Raw genomic sequence first — 17,504 nt, forward strand, 5'->3', positions numbered from 1 at the left:
CCGGGGGACGCCGGGGCCGCCCTCGTCGGCGACGCCGAGCCAGACCTGATCCGCCGCCCTCCCGCTCAACCCGTGACCCGCCGACGACCGGAGAACGAGACGATCTTGGCTGTCGCCCGCCCGAGCCGCTGGAGCGGGACTCGTACGGGCTGGTCAACCCGGCTGGATGAGGTGGGACTCGTAGGCGAAGACCACGGCCTGCACCCGGTCGCGTAGCTGGAGTTTGTCCAGGATTCTGCCCAGGTGGGTCTTCACGGTCGCTTCGGCCAGGTGCAGGGCCGCAGCGATCTCCGCGTTGGACAGGCCGCGGCCTACCTGGATGAGCACTTGGCGTTCGCGGGTGGTCAGGCGGGCGAGTCGCTCGTCCTGACCGGGGCCGCTGCCGTTGAGTAGTTGCGGCGCGAAGTTCTCCAGCAGGCGACGGGTGATCCTCGGGGACACCACCGCGTCGCCGCTGGCGATGCTACGGATGGCGGCCAGCAGATCGTCCGGGCGGGAGTTCTTCAGCAGGAAGCCGGACGCGCCTGCCTTGAGGCCCGCGAAGGCGTATTCGTCCAGGTCGAAGGTGGTCAGAATGAGCACTCGGGTCTGCGGGCAGTCGCGGACGATCCGGCGGGTGGCGTCGATGCCGTCGGTGCCCGGCATGCGAATGTCCATGAGGACGACGTCGGGGTGGAGCTGACGTGCCAGGCGTTCGGCCTGGGCGCCGTCGGCGGCCTCACCTACCACCGACATGTCGGGCTGGGTCTCGAGAACCATGGTGAAGGCCATGCGCAGCAACGACTCGTCATCAGCGAGGAGGATTCGAATCGTCACGCCGAGCTCCCGCCTCGCGAGTCTTCCTGTGGCATCCCATGGTCGGTTGCGGTGAGATCCAGCCGGGCCGATACCCGCCAGCCTCCTGCCGGGAGTGGACCTGCCCGGAAGGTTCCGCCGTAGGCGGCTACCCGGTCGCGCATGCCTTTGATCCCGCGCCCGCCGCCGATGGTTGCCGGGGTGGTGCCGTTGTTGGTGACCTCCAGGGTGACGGCCTCGGGCGAGACCTCGACCCAGACCTCGGCGCGGGTTCCGGGCGGGGTGTGTTTGAGCGCGTTGGTCAGGGCTTCCTGGGTCAGGCGGTAGACGGTGAGCTGGGCGGCGGCCGGGATCTGGGCGGCGTCGCCGTACACCTGGAGGCCGGTTGCGAGCCCGGCAGCTCGCAGCCGGTCAACCAGGGCCGGGAGCTGGGCGAGACCGGGCGCTGGGTGCCGCCGCAGGTCGTCAGCCGCCCGCAATCCCGTCCCATCAGCAGCATCTGGCTCGCAGTCATTGGCGTGCAGGGCGAGGCTACGGCGCATGTCGGCCAGGGCCTGGCGGCCGGTTTCCGCTATCTGCCCGATGGCGGCGGCCGCCTTGTCCGGGGCGCTGGCGCGGACGTAGTGGGCGCTGTCAGCGAGGGCGATCATGACGGAGAGGTTATGGGTGACGATGTCGTGCATGTCGCGTGCCATCCGGGCCCGGTCCTCGGCGACCGCGAGCCGGGCCCGCTGGTCGCGGTCGCGTTCCAGCGCGGCGAGGTAGGCACGCCTGGTCCGCATGTTCGTGCCGGTGACGGCCGCGGCGGCAGTCATCGCCGTCAACGCCACGACCGACAGGAGGAACCGGCCCTCTGGCGCCCACCGTGCCGAGGCCAGCACCGCCCCGGCCTGGACCACCGCCGCTGCCGCGACCGTGCGCCGCCACGTCGCGTGCGTGCCGACTGTGTACAGGGCCACCAGCAGCGCCACGTCGGCGGGCAGTTGCACACCAGCCAGCCACTGAAGGCCTGCCACCGCCGCGATCAACACGAACACCGTCAGCGGGGCGCGCCGCCGCCACACCAGGGGCAGCGCAAGGCCGGCCTGGAGGAGCACAACCTCAAGACCGCCCCGCAGAACCTGGCCGGGGCCGAGGGTGACGAGGAAGATCGCGGCGGCCAGCAGGGCGTCGAGCACCCAGGGCCGGCCGTTCATACCGCCACACTAGGCGACCTACCAGGCCGGATTCTCTCCTCCTGCGGGAGGAGGGTCAGTCCGAAGTCGTATGGCCGGATCAGCTCCCTGCCGCTCGTGCGGGCCAGAAGATCGCTGGAAGGCTCCTGAACCACAATCACGCATCGAAGAACGGAGCCGACCACATGCCGACCACAGCGTTCACGCGCCGCCGCGTGGCCACCACCGCGCTCGCCCTCGCGGCCACCACCGCCATCCCGCTGACAGCCCATCCCGCCAACGCCGCCTCCGTCACGGCCGCGATCACCGGCAGCGGGGCGACGATCGCCGTTTCTTCCGCCCCTGCCATCAGGTTGACGTTGCCCGCCCCCACGGGGCGGTATTCGATCGGCACTCGTGCGTTGCGGCTGGTGGACTCGTCGCGGCGGGATCCGCTGGTGAAGGCGCGGCCGTATCGGGAGCTGATGGTGAGCCTCTGGTATCCGGCCGGACCCTCCAATCGTCCTTTGGCACCGCACATGTCACGGATGGCGGCGGCCGACTGGGACCGGCATTCGGCACCCGCGATGGGAATCAAGCCGGGCAGCATGGACTGGGCTGCCACGACCACCCACGCCCGGGAAGGGGCGCCGGTCGACCGGAAGGCCGGGTCGCTGCCGGTGGTGCTGTTCGAACCGGGGGACGGTGGACCGCGGACCCTCGGCACGGTGCTCGTGGAGGAGCTGGCCAGCCGTGGCTACCTGGTGGTCACCGTGGATCACACCTACGAGGCCGAGCAGGTCGAGTTCCCCGGGGGGAGGGTCGAGCGGGCCGTCCCGCTGCCGTCGAAGCTGACGCCGAACGTCATCGCGAAGCTGCTCAGAAAGCATGCCAAGATTCGCCTGGCGGACATGAGGTTCGTACTCGACCGCCTCGACAAGATCGCCGGACTGCGCGGTGTCATGAACCTCTCGAAGATCGGGATACTCGGCCAGTCCATCGGCGGATCCGTGGCCGCCCAACTCGCCCACGACGACCCTCGCGTCGACGCGGTCGTCAACCTCGACGGCTCCTACGTGGGTCCCGTAGCACGGACAGGGGTGGGCAGGCCGTTCCTGCAGTTCGCAGCCCAGGCGCACACCCGGGCAGGCGACCGTACCTGGAAGTCCTTCTGGAACGCCTCCAGCGGGTGGAAGCGCGAGCTGAGACTGGCCGGCGCGGCGCATGGATCGTTCACCGACCTGCAGGTCATGCTGCCCCAGGTCGAAGATCTCGTCGGCACGATCGATCCGGCACGGTCGGTGGCGGCGCAGCGTGCCTACATCACCGCCTTCTTCAACCTGCATCTCAAGGGGCAGGCCACACACCTGTTCGACATGCCGGACCAGCGCTATCCCGAGATCACGCTGGTTTCCTGACCGCCGGCAGTCGGTGAGGTCGGTGATGAATGCGGTGTCCTTGTGGGGGAGAGCGAGGCGGTTGTCCAGCCCGTGGGGCGACTCGCACGCTTCGGCCGCCGCCGTAGTTTGGGTGGCGCATCCTGGAACCATGCCACGCTCCGATCACGCCGGTCATCGCCTCGCCGCTCTCGCCGGTCTTCTCGCCGACGAGACCAGAGCCCAGGTCTGCCTGGCCCTTCTCGACGGCCGTGCCTGGACCGCGAGCGAGCTCGCGCGGTTCGCCGGGGTGGCGGCCTCCACCGCCAGTGAGCACCTCACCAAGCTCGTCGAGGGCGGCTTGCTCGCCGAGGAGCGGCAGGGCCGGCACCGGTACGTACGGCTGGCCGGCTCCCAGGTCGCCCACCTCATCGAAGATCTCGCCGCGCAGGCCGCTCCGCCACAGAGCCGGCCGCGCACGCTCCGGGCGACGATCGCGAACAGCGCCATGGCGCGTGGACGCACCTGCTACGACCACCTCGCCGGCCGTCTCGGCATCGCGCTCACCGAGGCGATGACGGCGCGCGGCCTGCTGCGACAGCACTCCGGGCTCGCGCTCACGGAGGCCGGAACGCGATGGTTCGCGGACCTCGGCATTCCCCTGGAGCCACGAGGCAGGCGCCCCATCGTGCGCGGATGCCTGGACTGGACAGAGCGAAAGGTGCACCTCGCGGGGGTCGCCGGGGCCGTGCTGTGCCGCCATGTGCTCGGCGCCGGCTGGTGTGTGCGGATAGGCAGCGAGCGGGCAGTGAAGGTCACCCCCGAGGGCGAGCGCGCGCTGAGCGACCTGCTCGGCATCGAGGCAGCGAAACTTCGGTGAGCGCCGAAGCCTGCCGGGTCTAGGGTCAGTTCGTGATAAACCCGTCGAACGCACCTCAGAAGGACTGGGCAGCCCTGGCCGCAGCAGGCGTCACCGTCGTGGTGTGGGCCTCGGCCTTCGTCTCCATCCGGAGCGCGGGCTCGTCCTACTCACCCGGCGCCCTGGCCCTCGGACGGCTCCTCGCCGGAGCCCTCGTGCTGGGAGCGATCTGCGTCATCCGCCGAACGGGGTGGCCGCCGCGCGCCGCGTGGCCGGGCATCGCCTGCTCGGGTGTTCTGTGGTTCGGCGTCTACATGGTCGTACTGAACTGGGGCGAGCGGGAGCTCGACGCGGGCACGGCGGCCATGGTGGTCAACATCGGCCCACTGCTCATCGCGTTGCTGAGCAGCAGGCTGCTGGGGGAAGGGCTGCCGCGTCCGCTGCTGGCGGGAATGGCGGTGTCCTTCATCGGCGCGGTCGTCGTGGGGATCTCGATGTCCGGCGCCGCCCACGCGTCCGTGCTGGGGGTGCTGCTCTGCCTGCTGGCCGCGGTGTCGTATGCCGGTGGCGCCGTCGCACAGAAGCCCGCGCTCCGGCACGCCGGGGCACTGCAGGTGACCCTGTTCGGCTGCCTCACCGGGGCCGTCGCCTGCCTGCCCTTCGCCGGCACCCTTGTGTCCGAGGCCGCGCACGCCCCGCTGTCCGCGACGCTCAACATGCTCTATCTGGGCGTCTTCCCCACTGCCCTGGCGTTCACCACCTGGGCGTTCGCCCTGGCCCGCACGACTGCGGGCCGGATGGGGGCCACGACCTACGTCGTTCCGACGCTGGTCGTGCTGATGTCCTGGCTTCTGCTGGACGAGGTTCCCAGCCTCCTCGCCGCCGCCGGTGGCGCCTTGTGCCTGGCCGGAGTGGCCGTGTCCCGCCGCCTGTCCCACGGGAGGAGGCCGGTCCTGGACGTGGCCGCCGGAGATGGCGCGGGTGCCAGGGAGGCGCCGACCGGGTGACCGGCGCCTTCGGAGAACCTCTCATCGTGAGGTGGAGGCCGCCTGGATGTGCCTGGCTGTGACGCTCCTGTGCGGCGAGGCATTGTGGTGATCGCTTTGCCGCACAGGAGCCTTGGTCAGCCCGCCTTCGCCGCGTTCGTGGTCGCGTTCAGGCAGGGCGGTGTTTGGAACACCACGCCGTCCAGGAAGTTGCCGGCCGTCGGGCTACCACCCGCGGCCGACACCGATTCGAAGGCGAATCGGGTGACGGTCTGTCCCGGAGGCACGATGTACACCCCGGTGTAGTAGCCCCAGGCGGTGTTGCCGTCGGAGATGTCCGGAGAGGAGGCCCCTGTAGGTATTTGGGCCACGGTCGCGCCCGGTGCGCCGATGAGGACCCGCATCACGTCGGTCCCGAGGCGCCCCCGGTGGTACAGCGACCAGGTCATCGGTGTGCCCGGAACGGTGGGCAGGTCCTGGTAGAGCGTGGAGACCTGGTTGGCGTTGAGTTCGGCGAACTGCTGGCCGTCGGCTGCCGGGATTCCGCTCGCGCCGCTGCGCCAGAACTCCAGCAAGTGGTCGGAGGCGGTGGTGTGCCAGCCGGCGCCGGGGTTGGTGGAGGCGTCGGGGATGGTGTAGTCGACCGTGGCCACGGGCGGCGTCTCGAAGCTGCCGTTGACCAGGTTGACCGGTTTCCAGGGACAGGGCACGGTGACGGTCACCGTGGCGGTGCTGGTTCCGCAGGCGGTGGTGATGGTGTAGGTGAAGGTGTCGGTGCCGTCGAAGCCCGCGGCGGGTGTGTAGATCACGTTGCTGCCGGAGATCGTCGCGGTGCCGTTGCCGGGCTTGGTGACGCTGCTGATCGCCGGTGCGGTCGCGGTGTCGTTGGCCAGGACGGGCACACTGACCGCTGTGCCCTGCGTGGTGGTGGCGGTGTCGTCGGCGGCCCTGGTGGGCGAGATGGACTGCCCGCCCACGATCTGGATCGGGGGGGCCGGTGTGTTGTTCCCGAGCTGGCCCGGAGCGGCGATGACGCTGCTGATCCCCGTCGGCCGGATGGTCATGCTTCCCCCGATGGTGCCTTGCCTGACCTGGAAGGTGATGACCTTCGGGGATGGGTCGGTCTTGGTGCCCAGCGAAGTGATCGACAAGGTGTTGCCGCTGATGGTGCCGGTCCCCGACTGGCCGACGACATCGGCGTTGGCCAGCAGTGACGACAGGTCCCACGTGGTGGTGTACCTGCTGACCAGCAGCGGCCACTGGGCCGTGCGGTGCGTCAGCGTGACGGTGAACACGCTCCCCGGTGCGATCTGCCCGCCCCACAGGGACGGGGAGGTGTCGACCGAGACCGACCCACTGCCCAGCCGCATGCCGAGTGCGTTCTTCCAGTAGTACTCGACGGGGTAGGTCGCCTGTCCCTGCCGGACACAGGGCGCGGCGGCGGCTCGCGTGACAGCCTGCCGTACAGTGGTCGCGGCGTGCGCACCGGTATCGGCGGCAGCCACCTGCGTTCCCGATGCGGCCAGCAGCGCCAGCAGGGCGCAGGCCGGCCCGGATCTGAACCGTTGTGACATCAACACTGAACTCCCGCTCCGTCGTGAGGGATGTCCTCGTAGATCGACTTCACGGCGACGCTACTCTATGCATATATAGAATTACGCTATGTGATGAAGTCCGTGATCTCCGTGTCGCCGGCCGGCCGCTTTATCGGCCCAGGTCACGAGGTGCCGATGCAGATGATGACGTCGCGGAAGGCGTGGCGGCCGGGCTGACCGCCGTTACGGTCGATCTCGTCGATCGCCATATGGATGTCCCGCAGCTGGTCCACGGTCATCTGCAGCTGCGGCTCGTCCGGCTGGTAGGTCGTGCGGATGGGATAGTCGACGCCGGGCTCGGTCGTCATCTCGATGTGGCAGCCCAGGACATGGGTGACCGGCCGGGTGCCGGCGAAGGCGATCAGCCGCTCGATGGTGCGGCGGAAGGCCGGCCAGTCCTCGATGTACAGGCGGCCGGGGTAGACCGTGTCGCCGGTGAGCAGCAGCCCGGTGCGGGGGTCGTAGAAGGTGACGGCCGCCTCGTGGTGCCCGGGTGTGGCGAGGCATTCGAGCATCCGGCCGCCAAGGTCCACGCGGGCCACCCGGTCAGGGTCGCCCACGAAGCCGAAGTAGTCCCACGCGCTGCCAAGCGCCGCGTCGATCACCACGGTGCCGGGGCGGCCGGCGAACTGGGCGTCGCCCGCGACATGGTCGCCGTGCGGGTGAGTGTGCAGGACGAGAAGGTCGTATCCGTCCCGGGGGTGCTCGGCGAGCCAGTGCTCGATCAACTGGTCGACGACCTGGCGCAGCGGGAAGAACTCGGCCGATTCGGTCGCGCCGGTGTCGATGAGGACTGCTTTGTCGTTCCCGAACAGCAGGAACATGAAGGGCGCCTCGTAGTCGACCGCCTTGTTCTGCCGCAGGATCACCGTGTGCTCGTCGTAGTGATGCACCTGGATGTCGGGGTCGGCGTTGTGCTTGGCCGACGGGGACCCGTGGATCCACCGCACGTTCAGCGGGCGGGGCACCGGAGCCCCCGAGATGACGTCCCCGTGCATGCCCCCTCCGAAAGCGCGTCGTCTTCGCCGGCCGGGTACGGCGCACATCTCGTCCGGGGGAAGGCACTGGACCGAGCCTCCACCCGGAATTTACCGCACCGGCCCGAGCGGTCGCCGGTCCGCTCCCCCCATAAGCCGCTCTTCCCATAAGCCGGTCTCACCACAAGCCGGTCTCACCGCGCAGGACCGTGTCACGCGGAGGCGGCGGAGGGTGCACGACGGACGGTGGGGGACGGACTACGCCGGGGTCTCCTGGATGTATTCGCTCAGGTGCCGGGCGGTGAGCGAGTCACCGGACGCCACAAGGTCGGCGGGTGTGCCGGTGAAGACGACGCGGCCTCCGTCGTGCCCGGCTCCCGGGCCGAGGTCGATGAGCCAGTCGGCGTGGGCCATCACGGCCTGGTGGTGCTCGATGACGATGACCGTGTTGCCGTCGTCGACGAGCCGGTCCAGCAGCGCCAGGAGCTTGTCCACGTCGGCCAGGTGCAGGCCGGTGGTCGGCTCGTCCAGCACGTACGTCGTGGCCTTGTCCGCCATGTGGATGGCCAGCTTGAGCCGCTGCCGCTCGCCTCCCGACAGCGTGGTGAGCGGCTGGCCCAGACCGAGGTAGCCCAGGCCGACGTCGGCGAGCCGGTCGAGGATGGCGCGGGCCTGGCCGGAGGTGAAGAACGCGCGGGCCTCGGTCACCGGCATCGCCAGGACCTCGCTGACGTCCTTGCCGCGCAGCTTGTAGGTGAGCACTTCGGGGGTGAAGCGCTTGCCCTCGCACTGCTCACAGACGGACGCGACCCCCGCCATCATGGCCAGGTCGGTGTAGACCAGCCCGATTCCCTTGCAGTTGGGGCAGGCGCCCTCGGAGTTCGCGCTGAACAGGGCCGCTTTGACCCCGTTGGCCTTGGCGAAGGCCGCCCGGATCGGGTCCAGCAGCCCGGTGTAGGTCGCCGGGTTGCTGCGGCGAGACCCGCGGATCGCGGACTGGTCCACCACGACCACGCCCTCCCGGCGGGGGAGCGAGCCATGAATCAGCGAGCTCTTGCCCGATCCCGCGACGCCGGTGACCACGGTCAGCACGCCCAGTGGGATGTCGACGCTCACGTCCTTGAGGTTGTGCAGCGCGGCGCCCCTGATCGGCAGGTGTCCGAACGGCTGCCGCACCTGGTCGCGCAACCGCGCCCGGTAGCCGAGGTGCCGCCCGGTGAGGGTGCCGGAGGTCCGCAGGCCGGCGACGTCGCCTGTGTAGCACACCTGGCCCCCGGACGGGCCGGCGCCGGGGCCGAGATCCACGACATGGTCGGCGATCTCGATGACCTCGGGCTTGTGCTCGACGACCAGGACCGTGTTCCCCTTGTCGCGCAGGCGCAGCAGCAGGTCGTTCATCCTCTGGATGTCGTGCGGGTGCAGCCCGACCGTGGGTTCGTCGAACACGTAGGTGACGTCACTCAGGCTGGACCCGAGATGCCGCACCATCTTGACCCGCTGGGCCTCGCCTCCGGACAGCGTCCCGGACTCACGGTCGAGGCTCAGGTAGCCCAGGCCGATCTCGACGAGCGAGTCCAGGGTGTTGCTCAGGGTGGCGAGGAGTGGCGCGACCGACGGGTCGCCGATGCCGCGGACGAAGCCGGCCAGGTCGCTGATCTGCATGGCCGAACACTGGGCGATGTTCCGGCCGTCGATCGTCGAGGACAGCGCGGCGGGGTTGAGCCTGGCGCCGCCGCACGCGGGGCAGGCGGTGAACGTCACGGCCCGCTCCACGAACGCCCGGATGTGGGGCTGCATCGACTCCCTGTCCTTGGACAGGTAGACCCGCTGCACCTTGATCACGAGCCCCTCGTACGTGGTGTTCATGGTGCCCAGTTTGATCTTGGTGGCGGGTTTGTGGAGGAAGTCCTCCCACTGGGCGGGAGTGAAGTCCTTCAGCTTCACGTCGGGGTCGACGAAGCCGGAGTACGCCAGGTTCTGCCAGTACCACGAGCCCACGGTGAACCCGGGGACGGTGATCGCCCCGTCGTTGAGCGAGCGCTCGACGTCCACGAGCTCGTCGACGTCGATGGCCGAGACCCGGCCGAGCCCCTCGCACTCCGGGCACATGCCTTCGGGGCTGTTGAAGCTGAACGCCGACGACGTCCCGACGTGGGGACTGCCCAGCCGGCTGAAGATGATCCGCAGCATCGTGTGGGCGTCGGTCGCCGTGCCGACCGTGGATCGCGAGTTGGCGCCCATCCGTTCCTGGTCGACGACGATGGCCGCGCTCAGATTGCGCAGGGAGTCGACGTCGGGCCGGCCGAGGCTCGGCATGAACGACTGGATGAACGCCGTGTAGGTCTCGTTGATCAGACGCTGTGACTCGGCGGCGATGGTCCCGAAGACGAGGGAGGACTTCCCGGACCCGGAGACCCCGGTGAAGACGGTCAGCCGGCGCTTGGGGATGTCCAGCGAGATGTCGGCCAGGTTGTTCTCCCTGGCGCCGCGGACCTCGATGACGTCGTGTCTGTCCGCTGCGGCCCGCTGCCCGGCCGTCGCGCGCTCAGCCTCATCAGATCGCGTACGGCTCGCGGAAGGGGGGCACTCAGCACTGGTCACCGGCGTCTCTCCCGATATCTTTAGACTGTAAAGAGATAGCCGGACCACGTTAGTTTATGCCCTAAGGAGTTTCAACTTGGTTGTTTACGCCGGACAGGGCGACGCACGCCGTTCGATGGCTCTGCTCTGGCGGACCGCGGGGTCGGCGGATGTGCGGACCGGACCGGGGCCCAAGCCGGGCCTCAGCGTGGACATGATCATCGGGGCGGCCGTCGCCATCGCCGACGCGGAGGGGATGGCGGCCTTGTCGATGCGGGCGGTGGGGGAGCGGCTGGGCCGTACGGCCATGGCGCTCTACACCTACGTTCCCAGCAAGAGTGAGCTGGTCGACCTGATGCACGACCGGGTCCTCGCGGAGCTGCCCGCAGACTACGACCTCGAAGAGGGCTGGCGGGCTGCCCTGACATCCTGGGCCAGGGACACATGGGCGTTCTACCTGCGGCACCCGTGGGTGCTCCAGGTGTCGCAGGCGCGGCCGGTCCTCGGGCCCAACGAGTACGGCATGCTCGAGACGGTGGTCCGGATCCTCCACGAGACCGGGCTGGAAGCCGGGGTGCTGCGGCGCGTCGTCGGAGCTCTGATCCACTTCGTCCGGGGGGCGGCCCAGACGATCGCGGAGACACGGCAGGCCCCGAAGGCGACGGGGGTGTCGGACGAGGACTGGTGGTATGCCCGTTCGGCCGTGCTGACGGAGGTCGCGTCGGACTTCGCCGAACGGTTCCCGATGGTGACCTGGCTGGAACGGCAAGGCGCCTTCCGGGTCCAGGACGAGACCGTCCCCTATCTGGAGCAGGAGGCGAGGGAGGTCTTCGAGGTGGGTCTCACCGTCCTCCTCGACGGGATCGAGGCGGCCATGGCCAGAGCCGCCCTCTAGCCGTATCGACCACGAGCGGGCTCAGGCCACGCCGCAGAGCCGGAGCAGCGCCGTGGTGGCCACGGCCGCGATGACGACCAGCGGGAACGGCGGCCGGCGGAGCGCGAGGACGCCTCCGACCACGACACCGGACGGCCTGGCCCAGCCGGCGATGCCAACTCCGGCGCGACGTACGATTCGCGTGTGACCAGCAGACCCGCCTCGGAGCAACACCTGCGCGACCTCGTGCGGCTGCGCCGCGTCCGCGACCGGATCGACCGGGAGTACGCGCAGCCGCTGGACGTCGAGGCGCTCGCCCGCGGCGTGAACATGTCGGCCGGGCACCTCAGCCGCCAGTTCCGGCTCGCCTACGGCGAGTCGCCGTACGCCTATCTGATGACGCGGCGCATCGAGCGCGCGATGGCGCTGCTGCGTCGTGGCGACCTCAGTGTCACCGAGGTCTGTTTCGCGGTCGGCTGCTCGTCGCTGGGCACTTTCAGCACTCGCTTCACCGAACTGGTCGGTATGCCGCCCAGCGTCTACCGGCGCCACGCGGCGCGCGCGACGGCGGAGATGCCGTCGTGCGTCGCGAAACAGGTGACCCGACCGATCAGGAATCGAGAAGCGCGGGTCACCGAGCCGCAACTAGCCTGACCGCCATGGACATCACCATTCACTGGACCTTCCTCCCGCATGACGACCCGGACGCCTCCCTGGCCTTCTATCGCGACACCCTCGGCTTCGAGGTCCGCAACGACGTCGGATACGGCGGGATGCGCTGGATCACGGTCGGCCCCGCCGACCAGCCGGGCACGTCCATCGTCCTGGAGCCGCCGGCCGCCGACCCCGGCGTCACCGACGACGAGCGCCGCACCATCGCCGAGATGATGGCCAAGGGCACCTACGCTCGCATCACCCTGGCCACCGCCGACCTCGACGGCGTCTTCGCACGGCTGCAGGCCGGCGGCGCCGAGGTCGTCCAGGAGCCGATCGAGCAGCCGTACGGCGTTCGCGACTGCGCCTTCCGCGATCCCTCGGGCAACCTGATCCGCATCAACGAGCTCCGCTGAGCCGTCCGGCGACCGTTGCCGCGACCGCGCCGACGGAGGAGAACCAGACGTTACGCTCGAAGCTGGTCATACCGAGCCAGGCGACGCCAAACCGCGAAGGCGGCCCCGCCCCACAGATGGAGACACGATGAGCAAGGCCGCGAGGACGGACACGCAGTCGCCTGCGCCGCACGATGCCGACAGCCACGATCTGATCCGCGTGCACGGCGCGCGCGTGAACAACCTCAAGGACGTCAGCATCGAGATCCCGAAGCGCCGGCTGACGGTGTTCACCGGCGTCTCCGGCTCGGGCAAGAGCTCGCTGGTGTTCAACACGATCGCCGCGGAGTCGCAACGGCTGATCAACGAGACCTACAGCGCCTTCGTGCAGGGCTTCATGCCGACGCTGGCGCGTCCCGAGGTCGACGTCCTCGAAGGGCTGACGACCGCGATCATCGTTGACCAGCAGCGGATGGGTGCCGACCCCCGCTCCACGGTCGGCACCGCCACCGACGCCAACGCGATGCTGCGCATCCTCTTCAGCCGGCTCGGGCAGCCGCACATCGGCTCGCCCCAGGCGTTCTCCTTCAACGTCGCCTCGATCAGTGGAGCGGGCGCGGTCACGCTGGAGCGCGGCGGGAAGACCGTGAAGGAGCGGCGCAGCTTCAGCATCACCGGCGGCATGTGTCCGCGGTGCGAGGGCCGGGGCTCGGTCAACGACATCGACCTGTCCGCGCTGTACGACGACAGCAAGTCGCTCAACGAGGGTGCCCTCACGATCCCCGGCTACAGCATGGACGGCTGGTTCGGCCGCATCTTCAGCGGCTGTGGCTTCTTCGATCCGGACAAGCCGATCAGCAAGTTCACCAAGAAGGAGCTCCACGACCTGCTCCACAAGGAGCCCACCAAGATCAAGGTCGACGGCATCAACCTGACGTACGAGGGCGTGATCCCGAAGATCCAGAAGTCGATGCTCTCCAAGGACGTCGACTCGCTGCAGCCGCACATCCGCGCCTTCGTGGAGCGGGCGGTCACCTTCACCACCTGCCCCGAGTGCGACGGCACCCGGCTCAGCGAGGCGGCCCGCTCGTCGAAGATCAAGGGGATCAGCATCGCCGACGCCTGCGCGATGCAGATCAGCGACCTCGCCGCGTGGGTGCGCGACCTCGACGAGCCGTCGGTGGCGCCATTGCTCACGACCCTGCGCCACACCCTCGACTCGTTCGTGCAGATCGGGCTGGGCTACCTCTCGCTCGACCGGCCGTCGGGCACGCTGTCGGGCGGCGAGGCGCAGCGCACCAAGATGATCCGCCACCTCGGCTCCTCCCTCACCGACGTCACCTACGTCTTCGACGAGCCCACCATCGGGCTGCACCCCCATGACATCCAGCGGATGAACGGCCTGCTGCTGCGGCTGCGGGACAAGGGCAACACGGTCCTCGTCGTGGAGCACAAGCCGGAGACGATCGCGATCGCCGACCACGTCGTCGACCTCGGCCCCGGCGCCGGTACGGCGGGCGGCACCGTCTGGTTCGAGGGCACCGTCGAGGGGCTGCGGGCCAGCGGCACCATCACCGGCCGCCATTTCGACGACCGGGCCGCCCTCAAGGAGACGGTGCGGAAGCCCACCGGCACGCTGGAGATCCGCGGCGCGACGGCGCACAACCTGCGCGACGTCGACGTCGACGTCCCGCTCGGGGTGCTTGTCGTCGTCACCGGCGTCGCCGGCTCCGGCAAGAGCTCGCTCGTGCACGGGTCGATCCCCGCCGGCGCGGGTGTGGTGTCGGTCGACCAGGGCGCGATCCGCGGCTCGCGACGGAGCAACCCGGCGACCTACACCGGACTGCTCGACCCGATCCGCAAGGCGTTCGCGAAGGCCAACGGCGTGAAGCCGGCGCTGTTCAGCGCCAACTCCGAGGGCGCCTGCCCCAACTGCAACGGCGCCGGCGTCATCTACACCGACCTGGCGGTGATGGCCGGCGTCGCCATCACCTGCGAGGAGTGCGAGGGGAAGCGGTTCCAGGCGTCGGTGCTGGAGTACCACCTCGGCGGCCGCGACATCAGCGAGGTGCTCGCGATGTCGGTGATCGAGGCCGAGGAGTTCTTCGGCTCCGGCGAGGCGCGCACGCCGGCCGCGCACGCCATCCTCGAGCGGCTCGCCGACGTCGGGCTCGGCTACCTGAGCCTCGGCCAGCCGCTCACCACGCTGTCCGGCGGCGAGCGGCAGCGGCTCAAGCTGGCCACCCACATGGCCGACAAGGGCAGCGTCTACGTCCTCGACGAGCCGACCACCGGCCTCCACCTCGCCGACGTCGAGCAGCTGCTCGGCCTGCTCGACCGGCTCGTCGACTCCGGCAAGTCGGTCATCGTCATCGAGCACCACCAGGCGGTCATGGCGCACGCCGACTGGATCATCGACCTCGGCCCCGGCGCCGGCCACGACGGCGGCCGGATCGTCTTCGAGGGCACACCCGCCGACCTCGTCGCCGCCCGCTCCACCCTCACCGGCGAGCACCTCGCGGCCTACGTCGGCACCTGACCGCGGCCCAGGTGGCGAAGGAGCGGCACCCTCCGTGAGGGCGTAATGTGACGACGTTCACGTGGGGAAGCGGCGCATGAGGAGACAGGCACGTTGTCCGAGGAGCACGACCAGGCGGAGCCCGGCCCCGAGAGCGGAGACCGGCTCGGCCTGCGAGCCGACTGCGCGAGCTGCTTCGGGCTGTGCTGCGTCGCGCTGCCCTTCGCGGCCTCGGCGGACTTCGCGGTCGACAAGGCCGCCGGGGAGCCGTGCGCCAATCTCCGATCGGATTTCCGCTGCGGCATTCACCAGCACCTGAGGCAGCGGGGGTTCACCGGCTGCACCGTCTACGACTGCTTCGGCGCGGGGCAGAAGGTCTCCCAGGTCACCTTCGGCGGACGGGACTGGCGGCGGAACCCGGAAACCGCGAAGCCGATGTTTGAGGTGTTCCCGGTCATGCGGCAGCTCCATGAGCTGCTCTGGTACCTCGACCAGGCACTGACGCTGGAGCCCGCGCGGGCGATACACGGCGACATCCACCTCGCTCTCCAGGAGACCGAACGGCTGACGCGCCTCGGCCCCGACCTGCTTATGGAGCTCGACGTGGCGGCGCACCGAGGACAGGTCAACGTCCTGCTGCTGCGCGCGAGCGAACTCGTACGACAGGGTGTACGGCGCGAGCCCGTCGACCGCAGAGGAGCCGACCTGATCGGCGCCAAGCTCAGGGGCGCGGATCTGAGAGGCGCCGACTTGAGAGGGGCCTATCTCATCGGCACCGACCTCCGAGGGGCCGATCTGAGGGTGGCGGACCTCATCGGCGCCGACCTCAGGGGAGCCGACCTCTCGGGCGCCGACCTCACCGGCGGCATCTTTCTCACCCAGCTCCAGGTCAACGCGGCGAAGGGCGATCGCACCACGAAGCTGCCGCCGTCGCTCACTCGTCCGGCGCACTGGTCCGCGCCGAGCAGCCCCCCACCGCTCGTACCTTCCCGGCCGCGGAGGAGGGTCCCACGCCGGAGGTGATGCCCGTTCCGATGGTCCCCGGAGCGGGGCACGCGCAAGAGGGTGGGCTATCCGCCAGGGGTGACGGTCTCAACGGACTCGCCCGGTGAGACGAGTCCCGTCTCGTAGGCGAGCACGACGGCCTGGGCCCGATCGCGGAGGGAGAGCTTGGCGAAGATGCGGGCGACATGGGTCTTCACCGTCGCCTCGCTGAGCGTCAGCGCCCGCGCGAGTTCGCGGTTGGACAGCCCCCGGCCCATCAGCGTCAGCACCTGGTGCTCGCGCGGCGTGAGCACGGCCAGGTCGCGGTGGACGGCCGGGGTTTCGAGGCCCGCGCCGAGCTTGTGGTCGCCGGATGCGAAGCGCTCGACCAGGCGGCGGGTGATCGAGGGGGCGAGCAGCGCGTCACCGGTGTCAACCAGGCGTACGGCGGCGGCCAGGTGGGCGGGGGTGACGTCCTTGAGCAGGAAGCCGCTGGCGCCCGCGGCGAGGGAGGCGTAGACGTACTCGTCGAGGTCGAAGGTGGTCAGCATGATCACCCGGCACTCCGGGGCCTGCGCGAGTATGCGGCGGGCGGCTTCCAGGCCGTCCATGGTCGGCATGCGGATGTCCATCAGCACGACGTCGGGCCGCAGCTCAAGGACCGCCGCCACAGCCTCGGCCCCGTCGGCGGCCTCGCCCACGACGTCGATGCCGCGGGCGGTCAGGATCAGGCGGAAGCCGGTGCGGACCAGCTCCTGGTCGTCAGCGACCACGACCCGGGGGACGGGCTCGGCGGTCATGGCCGGTCCAGCGGTATCCGGGCGCGGACGCGGTAGCCGCCGCCCAGGCGGCGGCGGGCGTCCAGGTCGCCGCCGTAGAGGGCGACCCGCTCCCGTAGGCCCAGCAGCCCGCGTCCCGATCCGCCCGCCTGGCCTGAATCCGGCTCTTCCGGCGCGGGCCGGTCTCCGGACAGCACGCCTGACCCGCTGTTCAGCATGCTCGACCTGCCGGACAGCACGCTCGGCCCGCTGTTCAGCACCTCCACTCGCACGTAGTGGTCCGCATACCGCACCGTCACCTCGGCTTTCGCCCCGTCTCCGTGTTTGAGGGCGTTGGTCAGCGCCTCCTGGATGATCCGGTAGGCCGTGACATCGATCCCGGCCGGCAGCGGGCGCGGCTCCCCGGAGATCCGTACCTCCACGGGCAGGCCGGCGAAGGCGATCCTGTCGATCAGCGGGCTGAGCCGGCTCAGGCTCGGCTGCGGCGACAGGTGTGGCGACAGGTGTGGTGACAGGTCCGCGCCGTAGGGCTCGTCGTCGCCGTTCTGCGCGGGCGCGAGCACCCCGAGCAGATGCCGCAGCTCGGTCATCGCGTTCCGCCCGGCGGCCTCGACGGCGCTCATCGCGGCCGCGGCCTCGTCCGGCATGGTGGCCAGCACCTCGCGGGCGGCCCCGGCCTGGACGAGCATGAGGCTCACGTTGTGGCTGACGATGTCGTGGAGCTCCGCGGCGATTCTGGCCCGTTCGGCGTCGACCGCGGTCCGCGCCGCGCTCTCGCGCTCCCGTTCCAGCAGCCAGCCGCGCTCCTCGATGGCCGCTCGGCGCAGCCGCCGTTCCCGGATGAGCGCCACCGCCAGCCAGCCGGCGGCGGCGCAGGCCGAGGCCAGGGCGATGATCAGCCAGCTCACCGGTGAAGCCCACACGCCGCCAGCTTGGCAGCCGGCACCACGATCCGCATCATCCTCCAGGGCCAGGCCC

At 70.0% G+C, this 17,504-nt stretch carries 15 protein-coding genes and 1 riboswitch; of the genes, 8 read left to right on the forward strand and 7 right to left on the reverse strand.

What is annotated here, in order from left to right:
* Window positions 1-153: 153 nt before the first annotated feature.
* Together ABH927_RS01010 and ABH927_RS01015 are read right to left on the reverse strand one after the other, a co-directional pair.
* Window positions 154-816, reverse strand: coding sequence for a response regulator (locus ABH927_RS01010; protein ID WP_370017487.1), 663 nt, complete (start codon window positions 814-816; stop codon window positions 154-156).
* Window positions 813-1,991, reverse strand: a complete 1,179-nt coding sequence (locus ABH927_RS01015; RefSeq protein ID WP_370017488.1) for a sensor histidine kinase — start codon at window positions 1,989-1,991, stop codon at window positions 813-815. The genes ABH927_RS01010 and ABH927_RS01015 overlap by 4 nt, the downstream gene beginning before the upstream one ends.
* A gap of 164 nt (window positions 1,992-2,155) precedes the next feature.
* On the opposite strand from ABH927_RS01015, the gene ABH927_RS01020 reads away from it, so the two are divergent.
* The 3 genes from ABH927_RS01020 (at window position 2,156) to ABH927_RS01030 (ending at window position 5,191) form a co-directional block, all read left to right on the forward strand.
* The gene (locus tag ABH927_RS01020) at window positions 2,156-3,367 is read left to right on the forward strand and encodes an alpha/beta hydrolase family protein (RefSeq protein ID WP_370017489.1); all 1,212 of its coding nucleotides are present in this window, start codon (window positions 2,156-2,158) and stop codon (window positions 3,365-3,367) included.
* A 130-nt stretch (window positions 3,368-3,497) separates the two neighbouring features.
* Window positions 3,498-4,205, forward strand: coding sequence for an ArsR/SmtB family transcription factor (locus ABH927_RS01025; RefSeq protein ID WP_370017490.1), 708 nt, complete (start codon window positions 3,498-3,500; stop codon window positions 4,203-4,205).
* Window positions 4,206-4,237: 32 nt separating this feature from the next.
* Entirely contained in the window at window positions 4,238-5,191 is a 954-nt protein-coding gene (locus ABH927_RS01030) for a DMT family transporter (protein ID WP_370017491.1), read from the forward strand.
* Between the two features lie 116 nt (window positions 5,192-5,307).
* Here ABH927_RS01030 and ABH927_RS01035 read toward each other — a convergent pair whose 3' ends face one another.
* From ABH927_RS01035 to ABH927_RS01045, 3 genes are all read right to left on the reverse strand, one after another.
* Window positions 5,308-6,744: an Ig-like domain-containing protein gene (locus ABH927_RS01035; protein ID WP_370017492.1), complete on the reverse strand. Its 1,437-nt coding sequence runs from the start codon at window positions 6,742-6,744 to the stop codon at window positions 5,308-5,310.
* Between the two features lie 143 nt (window positions 6,745-6,887).
* Entirely contained in the window at window positions 6,888-7,763 is an 876-nt protein-coding gene (locus ABH927_RS01040; protein WP_370017493.1) for an MBL fold metallo-hydrolase, read from the reverse strand.
* Between the two features lie 12 nt (window positions 7,764-7,775).
* A riboswitch (guanidine-III (ykkC-III) riboswitch) is annotated at window positions 7,776-7,846 on the reverse strand.
* A 154-nt stretch (window positions 7,847-8,000) separates the two neighbouring features.
* Window positions 8,001-10,241, reverse strand: a complete 2,241-nt coding sequence (locus tag ABH927_RS01045) for an ATP-binding cassette domain-containing protein (protein ID WP_370017833.1) — start codon at window positions 10,239-10,241, stop codon at window positions 8,001-8,003.
* A gap of 178 nt (window positions 10,242-10,419) precedes the next feature.
* Between ABH927_RS01045 and ABH927_RS01050 the strand changes: the two genes are divergently transcribed.
* The 5 genes from ABH927_RS01050 (at window position 10,420) to ABH927_RS01070 (ending at window position 15,786) form a co-directional block, all read left to right on the forward strand.
* Window positions 10,420-11,217 carry a TetR/AcrR family transcriptional regulator gene (locus ABH927_RS01050; protein ID WP_370017494.1) on the forward strand — a complete coding sequence of 266 codons (798 nt, stop codon included), beginning with the start codon at window positions 10,420-10,422 and terminating at the stop codon, window positions 11,215-11,217.
* A gap of 183 nt (window positions 11,218-11,400) precedes the next feature.
* Window positions 11,401-11,850: a helix-turn-helix transcriptional regulator gene (locus tag ABH927_RS01055; protein WP_370017495.1), complete on the forward strand. Its 450-nt coding sequence runs from the start codon at window positions 11,401-11,403 to the stop codon at window positions 11,848-11,850.
* A gap of 5 nt (window positions 11,851-11,855) precedes the next feature.
* Entirely contained in the window at window positions 11,856-12,266 is a 411-nt protein-coding gene (locus ABH927_RS01060; RefSeq protein ID WP_370017496.1) for a VOC family protein, read from the forward strand.
* Window positions 12,267-12,393: 127 nt separating this feature from the next.
* Window positions 12,394-14,784, forward strand: coding sequence for an ATP-binding cassette domain-containing protein (locus tag ABH927_RS01065; RefSeq protein WP_370017497.1), 2,391 nt, complete (start codon window positions 12,394-12,396; stop codon window positions 14,782-14,784).
* Between the two features lie 93 nt (window positions 14,785-14,877).
* Entirely contained in the window at window positions 14,878-15,786 is a 909-nt protein-coding gene (locus ABH927_RS01070) for a pentapeptide repeat-containing protein (protein ID WP_370017498.1), read from the forward strand.
* A 47-nt stretch (window positions 15,787-15,833) separates the two neighbouring features.
* On the opposite strand, the gene ABH927_RS01075 is transcribed toward ABH927_RS01070, so the two are convergent.
* Complete coding sequence (locus tag ABH927_RS01075) at window positions 15,834-16,547, reverse strand: response regulator (RefSeq protein WP_370017499.1); 714 nt, start codon at window positions 16,545-16,547, stop codon at window positions 15,834-15,836.
* The gene (locus tag ABH927_RS01080; RefSeq protein WP_370017500.1) at window positions 16,544-17,434 is read right to left on the reverse strand and encodes a sensor histidine kinase; all 891 of its coding nucleotides are present in this window, start codon (window positions 17,432-17,434) and stop codon (window positions 16,544-16,546) included. The genes ABH927_RS01075 and ABH927_RS01080 overlap by 4 nt, the downstream gene beginning before the upstream one ends.
* Window positions 17,435-17,504 lie beyond the last annotated feature (70 nt).

Origin of the sequence: Planotetraspora sp. GP83, assembly GCF_041262585.1 — a bacterium.
GTDB lineage: Bacteria > Actinomycetota > Actinomycetes > Streptosporangiales > Streptosporangiaceae > JAOEGB01.